Genomic DNA, 14,827 nt, shown 5'->3' with positions numbered 1-14,827 from the left:
GTGCTTGCATTCTTGCACGATTTGGCAAAATCTACGCACGGATCATGCGTAACTTGGTGAATTGACGCACAGATGGAACAGCTGGACGGATATGACCTTAAAATCCTCTCCGAATTGCAGGGCGATGGCCGCCTGACCAACAACGAACTGTCGGAACGGATCGCCCTGTCGCCGTCGCAATGTTCGAGGCGGCGGGCAAGACTTGAGGCGGAAGGCTTCATCCAGACCTACCGCGCAGTACTCGATCGCGGCCGGCTGGGGCTTGACCTGTTGATCGTCATCGCCGTGACGCTCGCTACCCACAATCGCGACAATGCCAAGCGTTTTGCTGCGCTGATTGCCGACCTGCCGGAAGTGCTGGAATGCTACGCGCTGACCGGCGAAATGGACTATCACCTGAAAGTTGTCACACCTGATCTGGCCGGGCTTGCCCATTTCGTCAATGACGTGCTTCTGCCACATGACAGCGTGCAGCACGTCAAGACATCGATCGTCCTCGCCACGCTGAAGGACTTTGAAGGGCTACCGGTGCGCCAGCGCGGCAGGTCTTAGCGCGGCCGTTTCGCCATCGCCTTTTCGACGGCGGTCAGCCCCGACGAAAGTGCCTGCAAACCCTCCTGCCCTACCAGTTCGGACAATTCCAGCGAATAGTCGCGCGCCAACCGCGTCAGGTCTTGGTACGCTTTTGCCCCGGCGGTTGTCAGCTCGAGATGCTCGGCACGGCGGTCATCTTCATCCCGTGTCCGCTTCAGCCAGCGGCGCTCCTCCAGCGCAAACACGGCACGGCTCACCTTGGTCTTATGCATGGTCGAATGAGTACCAACCTCCGTCGCCGTCATCCGGCCTGAGCTGCCCAACGCCGCAAGTGTGCGCCATTCCGGCCGCGTCATCCCATATTCCGCCTTGTAGGCGGCGGCAAAGCGCAGGGCGATGAATTCCGCCGCGCGATTGAGCCGGAACGGCAGAAATTGATCGAGATCGAAATCGCCTTGCCCGTCGCTCATGACGTCCTTGATGGTTACAAAATAGACAGTTACATTTGTAACCATTGAATGAAGGAGGAACAAGCCATGCTGGAAAAAAACCGGACGGCCACTGTTGATACACTCGCCAACAGCCCGCAATATATGCCCGGCTTCGGCAACGACTTCGAGACCGAGTCCCTCCCCGGCGCCCTTCCGCAAGGGCAGAACAGCCCGCAGAAATGCAATTACGGTCTTTATGCCGAGCAGCTGTCAGGCTCACCCTTCACCGCGCCACGCGGCACCAATGAGCGCTCCTGGCTTTATCGCATCCGCCCGAGCGTGCACCATACCCGCCGCTTTTCCAATGCCAGCTACCCCTTCTGGAAATCGGCGCCGTGCCTTGACGATCACTCGCTGCCACTCGGCCAGCTCCGCTGGAACCCGATCCCGGAACCGGCTGAAAAGCTCAACTTCCTCTCCGGCATCCGCACCATGACGGCCGCCGGCGACGTCATGACCCAGGTCGGCATGGCGGCCCATGCCTATGTCTTCAACGATGACATGACCGACGACTATTTCTTCAATGCCGATGGCGAACTGCTGGTCGTTCCGCAACTCGGCACCATCCGCGTCTTCACCGAAATGGGCATCATGGACGTGGAGCCCTCGGAAATCTGCCTGATCCCGCGCGGCATGATGTTCAAGGTCTCGCGGCTCGGCGAAGGCTCCACATGGCGCGGTTATATCTGCGAGAATTATGGCGCCAAGTTCACCCTGCCGGATCGCGGCCCGATCGGCGCCAACTGCCTTGCCAATCCGCGCGATTTCAAAACGCCCGTGGCAGCCTACGAGGACAAGGAAACACCCTGCCGCGTACATGTAAAATGGTGCGGCAAATTTTATGTCACCGACATCGGCCATTCCCCGCTCGATGTCGTCGCCTGGCACGGCAATTACGCACCGTTCAAATACGATCTACGCACCTTCTCGCCTGTCGGCGCCATCCTGTTCGACCACCCGGACCCATCGATCTTCACGGTGCTGACCGCGCCGACCGAAGAAGCCGGCACCGCCAATGTCGATTTTGTCATCTTCCCACCGCGCTGGCTGGTGGCCGAACACACATTCCGCCCGCCGTGGTACCACCGCAATATCATGAGCGAATTCATGGGCCTGATCCACGGCCAATACGACGCCAAGGAAGAAGGCTTCGTGCCCGGCGGCATGAGCCTGCACAATATGATGCTGCCACACGGGCCGGATGCGCCAGGTTTCGAGAAAGCCTCCAACACCGAACTCAAGCCGGTCAAGCTCGATCATACGATGGCCTTCATGTTCGAGACCCGCTACCCGCAGCAACTCACACGCTACGCTGCCGAACTCGAAACATTGCAGGACAATTATCTCGAATGCTGGGACGGGCTGGAGCGCAAGTTCGATGGCACGCCGGGGATCAAGTAAGGTGGAAACAGTTGCCCGACCTGCAATGATCCTCGCCCCTCATCCGCCCTGTCGGGCACCTTCTCCCCGTCGAGACGGAGAGAAGGACCAAGCGGCAAACTCTGTAATCCCCTCTCCCCGCCTGCGGGGAGAGGGCTAGGGTGAGGGGCAACCCCGCAAAGACATCCGTCGGCCGTGTACTGTAGAACAAACAACGAAAGCCAAAACCATGAAGCTCGCCACACTCAAGGACTCCACCCGCGACGGCCGCCTGGTTGTCGTCTCTCGCGATTTGACCCGCTGTTCCGAGGTCGGCCATATCGCCCGCACGCTGCAGGCGGCACTGGACGACTGGGCCTATGTCGGCCCGCGGTTGAGCGAGGTGGCCGAAGGTCTGGAGACCGGCGCCCAGCCCTCCATCCGCTTCCACGAACATGAGGCCACGTCCCCCCTGCCGCGCGCCTATCAGTGGGCGGACGGCTCGGCCTACGTCAATCATGTTGAATTGGTCCGCAAGGCCCGCAACGCCGAAATGCCGGCTGCGTTCTGGACTGAGCCCTTGATGTACCAGGGTGGTTCGGACTCGTTCCTCGCTCCCCGCGATCCGATTGTCATGGCGGACGAGGCCTATGGCATCGACATGGAAGCCGAGATCGCCGTCATCGTCGATGACGTGCCGATGGCAGCCACCGTCGAGCAGGCAAGGGCCGAGATCCGCCTGATCATGCTGGTCAACGACGTCTCCCTGCGCGGCCTGATCCCGGCCGAACTTGCCAAGGGCTTTGGGTTCTTCCAGTCCAAGCCGTCTTCGGCCTTCTCCCCTGTTGCGGTGACGCCGGAAGAACTCGGTGATGCCTGGGATGGCGGCAAGCTGCATCTGCCGCTGCTTGTCGATCTCAACGGCAAGCCCTTTGGCCGCGCCGATGCCGGCATCGATATGACCTTTGATTTCGGCCAGCTCGTTGCCCATGCCGCGAAAACCCGGCCACTCCGCGCCGGCACCATTATCGGCTCCGGCACTGTCTCCAACAAGCTCGACGGCGGCCCCGGAAAACCGGTCTCGCAAGGCGGCGCCGGCTATTCCTGCATCGCCGAAATCCGCACCATCGAAACCATCGAGAAGGGCACCCCAGCCACCCCGTTCATGCATTTCGGCGATACAGTCCGCATCGAGATGAAGGACAAGGCCGGCCATTCGATCTTCGGCGCGATCGAGCAGACCGTCACGAAATATGAACCCCGCTGAGGCTGCCCCGATGAACGATACCATTTTGTTCGACTACTGGCGCTCCTCTGCCAGTTATCGGGTGCGGATCGCGCTCAACGTGCTGGCCATCCCTTACAAATCAGTGCCTGTCGATCTTTTACGCGGAGAACACAAACAACCGGAACACCTTGCCCGCAATCCGCAAGGGCTGGTTCCGGCCCTGCAGATCGGCGGTCACATTTTGACCCAGTCGCTTGCCATCGTCGAATATCTGACGGAAACCCGGCCGGACACCACGCTTTTGCCCGCCGATCCACTCGGACGCCACCGCGTCCGCGCGCTATCCTATGCAATCGCGATGGACATCCATCCGGTCTGCAATCTCGGGGTCGCCGCCTATGTCATGCAGCAATCCAGCGATCCCGATGCGGCGCGCTCCGCATGGATGCGCAAGTTCATCGGCGAAGGCCTAACCGCATTCGAACGCCTGCTCGACAACCCAGCAACCGGCAGCTTTTGCCACGGCGACACCCCGAGCATGGCCGATCTCTGCCTTGTGCCGCAGGTCTACAATGCCCGGCGTTGGAATGCCGATCTGTCGGCCTGCCCGCGCACGGTGGAGATCGCCGACAGATGTGCGGCGCTACCGGCCTTTGCCGCAGCCCATCCGGATCAGGTTGCCCCAAAATAACCGCGGCAATTATCAATCCACTTTTCCACGGAAGCCGTTTTTGGCACAAGGGTCATACCGGTCGATGACGGCCGCCTGGGAAGAGGCTTTACCATGGATCAGGATTTTCTCATCGACGGACCGGCCGATGCGGCCGTCACCATCCTGCTTGCCCATGGCGCCGGTGCCCCGATGGATTCCACATCGATGAATGCCGCTACGGCAGCGCTTGCCGCTGCAGGGTTTCGCGTCGCCCGGTTTGAGTTCGGCTACATGGCTGCCCGTCGCAGCGCCGGAACCCGAAAGCCGCCCCCGAAAGCTGAGAAGCTGATCCCCGAATACATGGCGGCCATCGCGCGGCTCGGTGCCAGCGGACCCTTGATCATCGGTGGAAAATCGATGGGTGGCCGCGTTGCCAGCATGGCGGCCGACGATCTTTTGCTGCAGGGTGCCATCACCGGCTTGCTCTGCCTCGGCTATCCGTTCCATCCGCCGGGCAAACCCGAAAACTTGCGCACGCAGCATCTCGCTGAGCTGAAAACGCCGGCGCTCATCTGCCAGGGAACCCGTGATGAATTCGGAACGCGCGAGGAGGTTGCAGGCTACGCGCTGTCCGGCAGCATCCGTATTCTGTGGCTTGAAGACGGTGACCACGATCTGAAGCCGCGCAAGGCGCTCTCCGGCTTCTCAACGGCCGATCACCTGAAGAGCATGGCTGAAACAGTCAGGGACTGGTCCGCCGGAATAATCGGGACAGCTTGAAAACGGCCTCGCCTACCATCCACAAACCTGTCATCGGCGCCGTGCTACAAACCGGCTGAGTTGCCGTGCCGCCCTTTATTGTGACAGAAATCTATGCTCTAGGGCCTTTCAACCAGAGGGCAGTCACGGTATGCCCTCCATATCCAGACGAACCCGTCCGCAGGAGATTAAGCGAAATGGCAGAAACAACCTACCCGATTCACGGCGAAATCACGGGCCCGATCGTCATGATCGGCTTTGGCTCCATCGGCCGCGGCACCCTGCCCCTGATCGAGCGCCACTTCAAATTCGACAAGAGCCGGATGGTTGTCATCGACCCGCGCGAAGACGCAGCCGACATGGAAATCCTTGCCAAGCATGGCGTCCGCCACATCAAGGAATATGTCACCAAGGACAACTACAAGGACCTCTTGAAGCCGCTTCTCACCGAAGGCGGCGGCCAGGGTTTCTGCGTCAACCTGTCGGTCGATACCGGCTCTGTTGATCTGATGAAGTTCTGCCGCAAGCTCGACGTGCTCTACATCGACACGGTTATCGAACCTTGGCTCGGCTTCTACTTCGACAAGAACATGAAGAACTCCGAGCGCACCAACTATGCGCTGCGTGAAACGCTGCGCAAGGAAAAGGCCAAGAACCCGGGCGGCACAACCGCGGTATCCACCTGCGGTGCAAATCCGGGCATGGTCTCCTGGTTTGTCAAGCAGGCGCTGGTGAACCTCGCCAACGATCTCGACATCAAGTTCGAAGAGCCCGACCAGCATGACCGCGAAGGCTGGGCCAAGCTGATGAAGAAGACCGGCGTCAAGGGCATTCATATCGCTGAGCGCGACACCCAGCGCACAAAGCATCCGAAGCCGCTCAACGTCTTCTGGAACACCTGGTCGGTCGAAGGCTTCATTTCCGAAGGCCTGCAGCCAGCCGAACTCGGCTGGGGCACCCATGAAAACTGGATGCCGAAGAATGCCAAGAAGCACAAGAAGGGCAACAAGGCCGCCATCTATCTCGAACAGCCGGGCGCCAACACCCGCGTTCGCACCTGGTGCCCGACACCTGGCCCGCAGTATGGCTTCCTGGTCACCCACAACGAATCCATCTCGATCGCCGACTACTTCACGGTCAAGGACAAGGATGGCGACGTCACGTTCCGTCCGACCTGCCATTACGCTTACCATCCGGCCAATGACGCCGTGCTTTCGTTGCACGAAATGTTCGGCAATGGCGGCAATGCGCAGCCGGTCCACCACGTGCTCAACGAAGACGAACTCGAGGATGGCGTCGACGAACTGGGCGTCCTGCTCTATGGCCACGACAAGAATGCCTACTGGTATGGTTCGCGCCTGTCGCTCGAAGAAACCCGCCGCATCGCTCCCTACCAGAACGCGACCGGCCTGCAAGTGACCTCGGCTGTTCTGTCCGGCATGGTCTGGGCGCTTGAAAACCCGACCGCCGGCATCGTCGAAGCCGACGAGGTCGACTACAAGCGTTGCCTCGAAGTGCAGACCCCGTATCTTGGCCCGGTTGAAGGCCACTACACCGATTGGACCCCGCTCGACGGCCGCCCGGGCCTCTTCCCGGAAGACCTCGACACCAAGGATCCGTGGCAGTTCAAGAATATTCTCGTTCGCTGAACTGACTGATTACGCTTGAATATTGAACGCCCGGGGAACGATCTCCGGGCGTTTTTCGTTGTAGATCGAATAATACCTGCCCTGCTCACGCCCTACTCTTGCATTCAACTCCTGATCACGGCATGGTTTTTTCAATCGAAAGACAGCTTTCCGCGCAGCCTCCGGGAGACACATATGAAGCCGATCGCCATCCTGACAGTTCTGTCCGCCGCAGCTCTGGCCTCCTGCCAGGGCGGGGGACAAGTGCGGGAACTGCCGCAAAACCGTCAGGTCGCACCGGCCGGTGTCGAAGGCGCGTGGGTCGATCCGAACGGCATCGTCTCGACATTCTCGGCGGGAACGTTCACCACCCGCACCACGGATACCAACCAGGTTCTGGCATCCGGAAACTACATCAACCTGTCGCCAAAGCTGGTTGAAATCAACATGACCTCGATGGTCCGCAACACCCAGTCCAAGGTCAATTGCGCCATGGTCTCGATGGCGCAGCTCAACTGCACCACGGATTCCGGCGCACAGTTCTCGTTGTCCCGCAAGGGTTGATGGGCGGCTCCTGCCGTTAGCTGGAAGGTTCGCTGCCCCCGTGACCAACCAGCATCGCCATAGCCTTGGCTGTTGCCGCGTCGGCGGGGAAGAACGCCTCGATCGTGACTTCGGACAGGGTCACATCGACGGCAGTGCCAAACACCGTCGTCGTGCTGAGAAAAGACAGCGGGCCTCTCTCGCCCGCCAGAATGAGCGGCACCGCGATCTCGGCATGCCCCGAGCGCTGCGGCTTGCGTGCAGCGCCAGCCTGCGGCGGCACCGGGTAAGACTTCAATTCCTCAAGAAGCGCCGCAAGCTGCGGATCGGCCGATATATCGATATCGTGCGACAGCCGCTTGAGAATGTGCGTGCGCCATTCCCTGAAATTCAGGATCCGCCCGGCAATCCCGTCCGGATGCATGCTGACGCGCAGCACGTTGACCGGCCCCGAGAGCAGATGTTCGGCAACGCCGGAAAGCAGCACCCCGACCGCCCTGTTTGAAGCCAGAAGCGTCCAGTGCCGATCGACGGCGAGTGCTGGATGCGGATCGTGGCCATCAAGAATGCGCGTGATCACACCCCGCGCGGCTGCAAGCTCTGGCGCATCCAGTGGCCGGTCGCGATAAAGCGGCGCAAAACCTGCCGCCACCAGAATGGCGTTCTGCTCCCGCAAGGGGACGGCCAGCGTTTCCGTCAGCCGCAACACCATATCGCGGCTTGGCAGGGCACGGCCCGATTCCAGGAAGCTCAGGTGGCGTTGCGAAATATCGGCGTCGGCGGCAAGCGCCAGCTGGCTCAGCCGCCGTCTTTGACGCCAGTCACGCAACAGGTCTCCGGCACAGGACGGTTTCTCGATCATGCCACAAATATGGCCGCATCCGGTAAGATCCGCAATTACCTCAGACGTAATCGACTGGACTACCGGACCGCGCCAACATTGCGGTCAGGGCGCTGCAATGGGTGCAGGCCTGTTGGCGAGAAAACGAGGACGGATCATGCCCAAACTCAACGCACTCTCTTTGAAAACACTGCTGGCGATCGATGCCCTGACCTGCGCAGCGATGGGCGCCGCACTGTTGGTTGCTGCCGCTCCGGCAAGCGCCATCACCCAGATTCCGCAAACTCTTCTGCAGGGTGCAGGTCTGATCCTTCTTCCCATTGCGGCCTTCATGGCTCTAACTTCGGCCTTTGCCTTATCATCGCGCTGGGCGGTCGGCATCGTCATTCTGGGCAACGCCCTCTGGACCGCCGCCAGCATTCTTCTGCCGGTCAGCGGGTTCATTGCCCCCAATGCCCTTGGCTGGGCTTTCCTCATCGGTCAGGCAGCGGTCGTTGCCGTCTTGCCAAGCTCGAACTGGATGCCTCGAGAAACCCGCTGGCCGTCCCGGGCTTGTGAACCGCCGCCAGTCTCCCCGAAAACCGATCAGGCGCCGCTGCCCGCCAGCGGCGCTTTCTTTTGTGCCGCCGCCGATTTTAACCTTGCCGGGAGACCGCCGGGAGATAGATGCAATTACTGCTTGATGTCGGCGCGCCCAAATGAAACCATCCGTTCCGGCCCAAGTGTCAAAGCTGTGCTCGATTATGCTGACAACAAACATGAAAAACGGGAGACATCCATGATCAGACATTTGCGAACCGGGCTGATGACAGCCTCGATTTTTGCACTTTCGTCCGGTGCCGCCTTCGCCGATTATGAATTGAACATCCTGCATATCAACGATCTTCACTCGCGCATCGAATCGATCAACAAGTTCGATTCCACCTGCTCGGCCGAAGAAGAGGGCAAGAACGAGTGCTTTGGCGGCGTCGCGCGTTTGAAAACAGCGATTGACGGGAAGCGACAGGAATTGACTGGCAAGAACGTTCTGCTGCTCAACGCTGGCGACAATTTCCAGGGCTCGCTGTTTTTCACCACTTACAAGGGCGCCGCTGAAGCCGAATTCCTCAATCTGATGAAGTTCGACGCCATGACCATCGGCAACCACGAGTTCGATGAAGGCGAAGGCGGCCTGGTCCCGTTCCTCGACAAGGTCACCTTCCCGGTCATCTCGTCCAATGTTCTGGCGGGTTACAAGTCCAAACTCATCGACCGTATCAAGCCTTCGCTGGTGCTCGACGTCGGCGGCCAGAAGATAGGCATCGTCGGCGCGGTCGCCAATGATACCCCCGAAATCTCTTCGCCAGGCGACGACGTGCTGATCGGCGTCGATGTCGATACCATTACCACCGCAGTGCAGGATCTGAAGAAGCAGGGCGTCGACAAGATCATCGCGCTCACGCACGTTGGCTACCCGCGCGATCTCGCCGTTATCGCCAAGATCCCCGATGTCGATATCGTTGTCGGCGGTCATTCCCACAGCCTGTTGTCCAACACCGACGAGAAGGCCGAAGGCCCCTACCCGACAATGGTCGACAACCCCGGCGGCTACAAGGTTCCGGTCGTACAGGCCGGTTCCTACAGCAAGTATCTCGGCGATCTCGTCGTCAATTTCGACGATACCGGCGTCGTCAAATCCGCCAAGGGCGACCCGATCCTGATCGACTCCAAGTTCAAGCCGGACGAAGCCGTGGTCGCCCGCGTCAAGGAAATGGGAAAGCCGATCGACGACCTGAAAGCCAAGATCATTGGCAAGACGGAAGCGGCGATCGACGGCACCCGCGAATCCTGCCGTGCCAAGGAATGCGAGATGGGCGACCTCGTCGCTGACGCCATGCTCGACCGCGTCAAGGGCCAGGGCGTTACCATCGCCATCACCAATGGCGGCGGCTTGCGCGCCTCCATCGACGCGGGCGACGTTTCCATGAGCGAGGCGATTACCGTCCTGCCGTTCCAGAACACGGTCGCCACCTTCCAGATCAAGGGCGCCGATATTGCCGCGGCACTTGAAAACGGCCTCAGCCAGATCGAGGAAGCCGGCGGCCGTTTCCCGCAGGTGGCCGGTATGAAGTTCTCTTTCGATAGAAGCCGCCCGATCGGCAACCGGATTTCGGTTGTCGAGGTCAAGGAGGGCGAAGCCTATGTGCCGCTCGATGCGGGCAAGACCTACAATGTCGTCACCAACAACTTCATGCGCAATGGTGGCGATGGATACAGCATCTTCAAGACCAAGGCCGAAAACGCCTATGACTACGGTCCGGGGCTTGAGACGGTGCTTGCCGACTATCTGACCGCCAACAATCCCTACAAGCCAATGACCGACGGCCGCATCACCGAGATTGCCGCTGCGACCCCGGCAGAACCATCGACGCAGACTAACACCGATACGGCCGTGACCACCGATGCCAAGCCGGCTGCGACCGAAACGGCAACACCGGAGGCCAAGCCAGCCGCAACCGCCGAAAGCAAGCATGTGATTGCCAAGGGCGACACGCTCTGGGATCTGGCCAAGGCCGTTTATGGCAATGGCGAACTATGGCGGACGATTGCCAAGGCCAACGGCAATCCGGCCCCACGCCACCTGGAAATCGGCAAGGAACTGACAATTCCGGCCAAGTAAGACAATATGTCTCTCGTCAATCGGCCGGTCCGGGGTTCCCCGGGCCGGTTTTTCTTTTTAAGAACGGCATGAACCGCAGGCGCCGCTTGCCGTATAAGAAGCGCCAAACACCGTACCTTGCAGGATAAGCCATGACCGCTGCCACTGAAATGACCACCACCAACCACCCGCCCGTCAAGTTTGGCAAGGTGGGTGTGCTGCTGGTCAATCTCGGCACGCCGGATGGCACCGACAAGGTGTCGATGCGGCGTTACCTCAAGCAATTCCTGATGGACCGGCGGGTGATCGAATGGTCGCCGTTCTTCTGGTACCCGATCCTGTTCGGCATCGTGCTGAACACGCGTCCCGCCAAGGTTGGCAAGGCCTATGAGACGATCTGGAACAAGGATCTGAACGAAAGTTACCTGCGCACCTATACCCGCAACCAGGCGGAGATCATGGCGAAATCCTTTGCCGATCTTCCGGGCGTGCGCGTCGATTGGGCCATGCGCTACGGCCAGCCGTCGATCCAGTCGAAGATCGACGAACTGCAGAAGGACGGCTGCGAAAAGATCCTTCTCTTCCCGCTCTATCCGCAATATGCGGCGGCAACGACTGCGACCGTCAACGACGAGGCCTTCAAGGCGCTGTTGAAAATGCGCTGGCAGCCAGCCCTGCGCACCGTCGCGCCCTATCATGACGACCCGGTCTATATCGAGGCGCTCGCCAATTCGATCACCAACCACCTCGCCACGCTCGACTGGGAGCCGGAAGTGGTGCTCACCTCCTTCCACGGCATCCCGCAATCCTATTTCGACAAGGGCGATCCCTACTACTGTCAGTGTCAGAAAACCGCGAGGCTGCTGCGTGAAAAGCTCGGCTGGGGGAAGGAAAAGCTGCAGGTGACGTTCCAGTCCCGGTTCGGACCGGAAGAGTGGCTGCAGCCCTATACGGACAAGACGGTGGAAAAGCTCGGCAAGGAAGGCGTCAAGCGCATCGCCGTGATCAACCCCGGCTTCGTTTCGGATTGTCTGGAAACCCTGGAAGAAATCGCGGTAGAAGCCGCCGAGACATTCCACCACGCCGGCGGCGAGAAGTTCACGCATATCCCCTGCCTGAACGACAGCAAGGACGGCATGACCGTGCTGGAACACGTGGTACGACGGGAATTGCAGGGCTGGGTCTAAACCCCGCGCCTGTTGCCCCACAAAAGCACATGTAACTGCGGCAAAACGCGCGCGCCGAACCAGCGATCCTGCGTCACCCGGTCCACCAGCCAGCGCATGCGTTCGGCGATACCGTCCATGTCGATCCCCGCATCCACCTCGTCGCCACCCGGCGGCGTGTGGTTGCCCGGCTGCAGATAGACGGGCAGTTGCGGATAGCGCACCGCTGCATCGCGGGCGTAGGCATAGTCCGCTTCGTCGAAGACAACGATCTTCATCACGATTTCCGGCCTCCCGTCAGCGGCCTCAAGACAGCGATCGAACAGAACCCAGTCCGTTTCCATGCCACTGGACGGCGGCTTGGGGCTGAGAACCAGCACGTCGAGATCGGCAAACCAGTCCTTCGCCACGGAGCCCTGCGTTTCCAGCGCAAAACGGTACCCGTCCTCACGCCCGAGCTGGATCAGTGCACCGAGCGGCTGGATCGCGGGGTTGCCGCCGGACAAGGACACCGTGACCGGAACCCCGCCTGAAAGCCGCTTCACTTCTTTCCATACCGCCTGCGGCGTCATCGGCGCCCAGTCGTCACGATACCGGCTGTCAACCGCATGCAGGCTATCGCACCAGGAACAGCGATAATCACAGCCGCCAGTACGCACGAACACGGTCGGTAGCCCGATCAACACGCCCTCGCCCTGGATCGTCGGGCCGAACATTTCCGACACGCGAATGAGGCCGGCTCTCGCCTCGGTCGTCACGGCCGGTATTCCGCCCAGGTCTTGGGCGTCTCGCTGACTTTCACCGAAACCGTTTCCGGCAGGCGCGTCTTGCACCAGTCGTAGAAATGCCGCGCCAGGCACTCCGCCGTCACCCGGTCATGCCCGAGGACATCGTTGAGATGGCGGTGGTCGAAGCTTTCGTCGATATAGCGCTTGAGCGGCGACAACTCGTGATAGTCGCGCACGAAACCGTGTTCGTTCAATTCCTCGGCCGCCAGCTCCACCACGACGACATAATTATGCCCGTGCAGCCGCGCGCATTGATGGTCGGCCGGAAGGCTGGTGAGCTGATGTGAGGCGGAGAAATGAAACTCCTTGCTGATGCGAAACATCATTTCACCTCCGTGGCTGAAAAACCGCCGGTGGCAGAAACCCAGAAATCGGCATCCTCGTAGTCCGTCGGATCGGCGATGCCTGCGAGATGAAAGGCCTCGCGCCGTTCGACACAGGTGCCGCAACGTCCACAGTGACGCAGGCCACCCTTGTAGCAGGACCAGGTCTCGGCGAACGGCGTATAATGCCGTGCACCGTCCTTAACGATATCGGCCTTCGATCCGTTCACATAAGGTGCGTAAAGCGTGACGCTGGCATAGCCTTCCGTCGCGTGGTTCTGCATGGCCTGGAACGCGTCGATGAAACCTGGGCGGCAATCGGGATAGATGAAGTGATCGCCGCCATGCACGGCGGTCGCCACAGCATCCGCCTTCTGCGCAGCGGCAACGCCAAAGGCAATTGCCAGCATGATGGCGTTGCGGTTCGGCACGACTGTCGCCTTCATCGTTTCCTCGGCATAATGCCCATCGGGAACGGCGATATCGTCAGTCAGCGCCGAGCCGGTCAGATGCGCTCCGATCTGACCGATATCGATGATGTGATGCGGCACGCCAAGCCGGACGGCGCAGGCTGCGGCGAAATCCAGCTCCTTTTTGTGGCGCTGGCCGTAGTCGAACGAGAGAAGCGCTGTGAGCGTATGTTCGGCTGCCACCTTGTGGGCAAGCGAAACGGAATCCAATCCGCCGGAGCAGATCACGATGGTTTTCATATCTTAGTCCTTGTTTTGACCGGGTAGGCTGCGACCGGTAAGCGAAGGGGCTCTTTAAGCCAAAGAACCCGGTTTGTGAATGGGGAAATCCGCTGACTTCTCAGCCCCGGTTGCGTAGAGTGCGGTGAAGCAAACCATCAAGGGAGAATCACCCCCATGCCCCTGGCCGGACTGGACATCGTCGTCATTGCCTTCGTCGTACTTGTTGTTCTCGTACTTTTCGCAGGCATCAAGACAGTACCGCAGGGATTTCGCTACACCGTTGAACGGTTCGGGCGCTATACCCGCACGCTGGAGCCCGGCCTCAACATCATCATCCCGTTCATCGACAAGATCGGCGCACGGATGAACGTCATGGAACAGGTGCTCGACGTCCCGACACAGGAAGTCATCACCCGCGACAATGCCAGCTGCGCTGCCGATGCCGTCGCCTTCTACCAGGTGCTGAATGCCGCCGAGGCCGCCTATCAGGTCTCCGACCTGCAAAGCGCCATCCTCAACCTGACGATGACCAACATCCGTTCCGTCATGGGCTCGATGGACCTCGATGAACTCCTGTCCAACCGCGAGATCATCAACGACAAGCTGCTGCATGTGGTCGATGAAGCCGTCGGCCCCTGGGGCATCAAGGTGACCCGTGTCGAGATCAAGGACATCCAGCCGCCGAAGGATCTGGTCGATGCCATGGCCCGCCAGATGAAGGCCGAACGCGAAAAGCGCGCTCAAGTGCTGGAAGCCGAAGGTTCGCGCAATGCCCAGATCCTGCGCGCCGAAGGTGCCAAGCAGTCGGCCATCCTGCAGGCCGAAGGTCAGCGGGAAGCCGCTTTCCGCGACGCTGAAGCCCGCGAACGTCTGGCCGAGGCCGAAGCCAAAGCCACCAAGATGGTTTCCGAAGCCATTGCCGCCGGCGATGTACAGGCAATCAACTACTTCGTCGCCCAGAAATATACCGAAGCGATGGCCTCGATCGGCACCGCCCCCAATTCCAAGATCGTGCTGATGCCAATGGAAGCTTCCTCGCTGATCGGTTCGCTCGGCGGCATCGGTGCGATTGCCCGCGAAGTCTTCGGCAATGGCGGCGGTGATACACCCGCACCGGCACGCCAGGTAACGCCGCGCACGGTTCCCGTCCGCAATCCGTTTGATACGGCCAGGCAGGAAGGATGA

General features: G+C 60.3%; 15 protein-coding genes. 10 read left to right on the top strand and 5 right to left on the bottom strand.

The window, feature by feature from the left end; translation table 11 throughout:
* The first annotated feature begins 72 nt into the window (after window positions 1–72).
* Complete coding sequence (locus ACSQ3J_RS17135) at window positions 73–552, top strand: Lrp/AsnC family transcriptional regulator (RefSeq protein ID WP_060506529.1); 480 nt, start codon at window positions 73–75, stop codon at window positions 550–552.
* Here ACSQ3J_RS17135 and ACSQ3J_RS17130 read toward each other — a convergent pair.
* Window positions 549–1,004 carry a MarR family winged helix-turn-helix transcriptional regulator gene (locus ACSQ3J_RS17130; protein ID WP_060506530.1) on the bottom strand — a complete coding sequence of 152 codons (456 nt, stop codon included), beginning with the start codon at window positions 1,002–1,004 and terminating at the stop codon, window positions 549–551. The genes ACSQ3J_RS17135 and ACSQ3J_RS17130 overlap by 4 nt on opposite strands.
* A gap of 66 nt (window positions 1,005–1,070) precedes the next feature.
* Here ACSQ3J_RS17130 and hmgA point away from each other — a divergent pair, with 66 nt between their 5' ends.
* From hmgA to omp10, 6 genes are all read left to right on the top strand, one after another.
* Window positions 1,071–2,426, top strand: a complete 1,356-nt coding sequence (hmgA, locus tag ACSQ3J_RS17125) for a homogentisate 1,2-dioxygenase (RefSeq protein ID WP_060506531.1) — start codon at window positions 1,071–1,073, stop codon at window positions 2,424–2,426.
* Between the two features lie 208 nt (window positions 2,427–2,634).
* Window positions 2,635–3,651, top strand: a complete 1,017-nt coding sequence (locus tag ACSQ3J_RS17120) for a fumarylacetoacetate hydrolase family protein (RefSeq protein WP_060506532.1) — start codon at window positions 2,635–2,637, stop codon at window positions 3,649–3,651.
* Window positions 3,652–3,661: 10 nt separating this feature from the next.
* Window positions 3,662–4,303 (top strand): maleylacetoacetate isomerase, encoded by a 642-nt coding sequence (maiA, locus tag ACSQ3J_RS17115; RefSeq protein ID WP_060506533.1) that lies wholly within the window; start codon window positions 3,662–3,664, stop codon window positions 4,301–4,303.
* Between the two features lie 93 nt (window positions 4,304–4,396).
* Window positions 4,397–5,044, top strand: a complete 648-nt coding sequence (locus ACSQ3J_RS17110) for an alpha/beta hydrolase family protein (protein ID WP_060506534.1) — start codon at window positions 4,397–4,399, stop codon at window positions 5,042–5,044.
* A gap of 176 nt (window positions 5,045–5,220) precedes the next feature.
* Window positions 5,221–6,672: a homospermidine synthase gene (locus ACSQ3J_RS17105; protein ID WP_060506535.1), complete on the top strand. Its 1,452-nt coding sequence runs from the start codon at window positions 5,221–5,223 to the stop codon at window positions 6,670–6,672.
* A gap of 174 nt (window positions 6,673–6,846) precedes the next feature.
* The gene (omp10, locus tag ACSQ3J_RS17100) at window positions 6,847–7,215 is read left to right on the top strand and encodes an outer membrane lipoprotein Omp10 (RefSeq protein WP_060506536.1); all 369 of its coding nucleotides are present in this window, start codon (window positions 6,847–6,849) and stop codon (window positions 7,213–7,215) included.
* A 16-nt stretch (window positions 7,216–7,231) separates the two neighbouring features.
* Here the strand turns inward: omp10 and ACSQ3J_RS17095 are convergent, their stop codons facing one another.
* Entirely contained in the window at window positions 7,232–8,056 is an 825-nt protein-coding gene (locus ACSQ3J_RS17095) for a helix-turn-helix domain-containing protein (protein WP_436039634.1), read from the bottom strand.
* 757 nt (window positions 8,057–8,813) lie between these two features.
* Between ACSQ3J_RS17095 and ACSQ3J_RS17090 the strand changes: the two genes are divergently transcribed.
* Together ACSQ3J_RS17090 and hemH are read left to right on the top strand one after the other, a co-directional pair.
* Window positions 8,814–10,694 (top strand): 5'-nucleotidase C-terminal domain-containing protein, encoded by a 1,881-nt coding sequence (locus tag ACSQ3J_RS17090; protein WP_060506609.1) that lies wholly within the window; start codon window positions 8,814–8,816, stop codon window positions 10,692–10,694.
* 131 nt (window positions 10,695–10,825) lie between these two features.
* A complete protein-coding gene (hemH, locus tag ACSQ3J_RS17085; RefSeq protein ID WP_060506539.1) occupies window positions 10,826–11,860 on the top strand; it encodes a ferrochelatase in 1,035 nt (344 codons plus the stop codon).
* On the opposite strand, the gene queE is transcribed toward hemH, so the two are convergent.
* The 3 genes from queE to queC are packed head-to-tail and all read right to left on the bottom strand — an operon-like array spanning window position 11,857 to window position 13,660.
* Window positions 11,857–12,606, bottom strand: a complete 750-nt coding sequence (queE, locus tag ACSQ3J_RS17080) for a 7-carboxy-7-deazaguanine synthase QueE (protein WP_436039886.1) — start codon at window positions 12,604–12,606, stop codon at window positions 11,857–11,859. The genes hemH and queE overlap by 4 nt on opposite strands.
* Window positions 12,594–12,950, bottom strand: coding sequence for a 6-carboxytetrahydropterin synthase QueD (queD, locus tag ACSQ3J_RS17075; protein WP_060506540.1), 357 nt, complete (start codon window positions 12,948–12,950; stop codon window positions 12,594–12,596). The genes queE and queD overlap by 13 nt, the downstream gene beginning before the upstream one ends.
* The gene (gene queC, locus ACSQ3J_RS17070) at window positions 12,950–13,660 is read right to left on the bottom strand and encodes a 7-cyano-7-deazaguanine synthase QueC (protein WP_060506541.1); all 711 of its coding nucleotides are present in this window, start codon (window positions 13,658–13,660) and stop codon (window positions 12,950–12,952) included. The genes queD and queC overlap by 1 nt, the downstream gene beginning before the upstream one ends.
* A gap of 156 nt (window positions 13,661–13,816) precedes the next feature.
* On the opposite strand from queC, the gene ACSQ3J_RS17065 reads away from it, so the two are divergent.
* On the top strand, window positions 13,817–14,827 hold the full coding sequence (locus tag ACSQ3J_RS17065) for an SPFH domain-containing protein (RefSeq protein WP_060506542.1): 1,011 nt from the start codon (window positions 13,817–13,819) through the stop codon (window positions 14,825–14,827).

Source organism: Rhizobium sp. LjRoot98 (genome assembly GCF_964252935.1).
Taxonomy (GTDB): Bacteria; Pseudomonadota; Alphaproteobacteria; order Rhizobiales; family Rhizobiaceae; genus Pararhizobium.
This window is presented reverse-complemented; position numbering and strand designations above follow the sequence as displayed.

What these genes read in the sequence shown, in the direction of transcription:
- ACSQ3J_RS17135 (WP_060506529.1), top strand. Translation starts at nt 73, where the DNA reads ATGGAACAGCTGGACGGATATGACCTTAAAATCCTCTCCGAATTGCAG.
- ACSQ3J_RS17130 (WP_060506530.1), bottom strand. Translation starts at nt 1,004, where the DNA reads ATGAGCGACGGGCAAGGCGATTTCGATCTCGATCAATTTCTGCCGTTC.
- hmgA (WP_060506531.1), top strand. Translation starts at nt 1,071, where the DNA reads ATGCTGGAAAAAAACCGGACGGCCACTGTTGATACACTCGCCAACAGC.
- ACSQ3J_RS17120 (WP_060506532.1), top strand. Translation starts at nt 2,635, where the DNA reads ATGAAGCTCGCCACACTCAAGGACTCCACCCGCGACGGCCGCCTGGTT.
- maiA (WP_060506533.1), top strand. Translation starts at nt 3,662, where the DNA reads ATGAACGATACCATTTTGTTCGACTACTGGCGCTCCTCTGCCAGTTAT.
- ACSQ3J_RS17110 (WP_060506534.1), top strand. Translation starts at nt 4,397, where the DNA reads ATGGATCAGGATTTTCTCATCGACGGACCGGCCGATGCGGCCGTCACC.
- ACSQ3J_RS17105 (WP_060506535.1), top strand. Translation starts at nt 5,221, where the DNA reads ATGGCAGAAACAACCTACCCGATTCACGGCGAAATCACGGGCCCGATC.
- omp10 (WP_060506536.1), top strand. Translation starts at nt 6,847, where the DNA reads ATGAAGCCGATCGCCATCCTGACAGTTCTGTCCGCCGCAGCTCTGGCC.
- ACSQ3J_RS17095 (WP_436039634.1), bottom strand. Translation starts at nt 8,056, where the DNA reads ATGATCGAGAAACCGTCCTGTGCCGGAGACCTGTTGCGTGACTGGCGT.
- ACSQ3J_RS17090 (WP_060506609.1), top strand. Translation starts at nt 8,814, where the DNA reads ATGATCAGACATTTGCGAACCGGGCTGATGACAGCCTCGATTTTTGCA.
- hemH (WP_060506539.1), top strand. Translation starts at nt 10,826, where the DNA reads ATGACCGCTGCCACTGAAATGACCACCACCAACCACCCGCCCGTCAAG.
- queD (WP_060506540.1), bottom strand. Translation starts at nt 12,950, where the DNA reads ATGTTTCGCATCAGCAAGGAGTTTCATTTCTCCGCCTCACATCAGCTC.
- queC (WP_060506541.1), bottom strand. Translation starts at nt 13,660, where the DNA reads ATGAAAACCATCGTGATCTGCTCCGGCGGATTGGATTCCGTTTCGCTT.
- ACSQ3J_RS17065 (WP_060506542.1), top strand. Translation starts at nt 13,817, where the DNA reads ATGCCCCTGGCCGGACTGGACATCGTCGTCATTGCCTTCGTCGTACTT.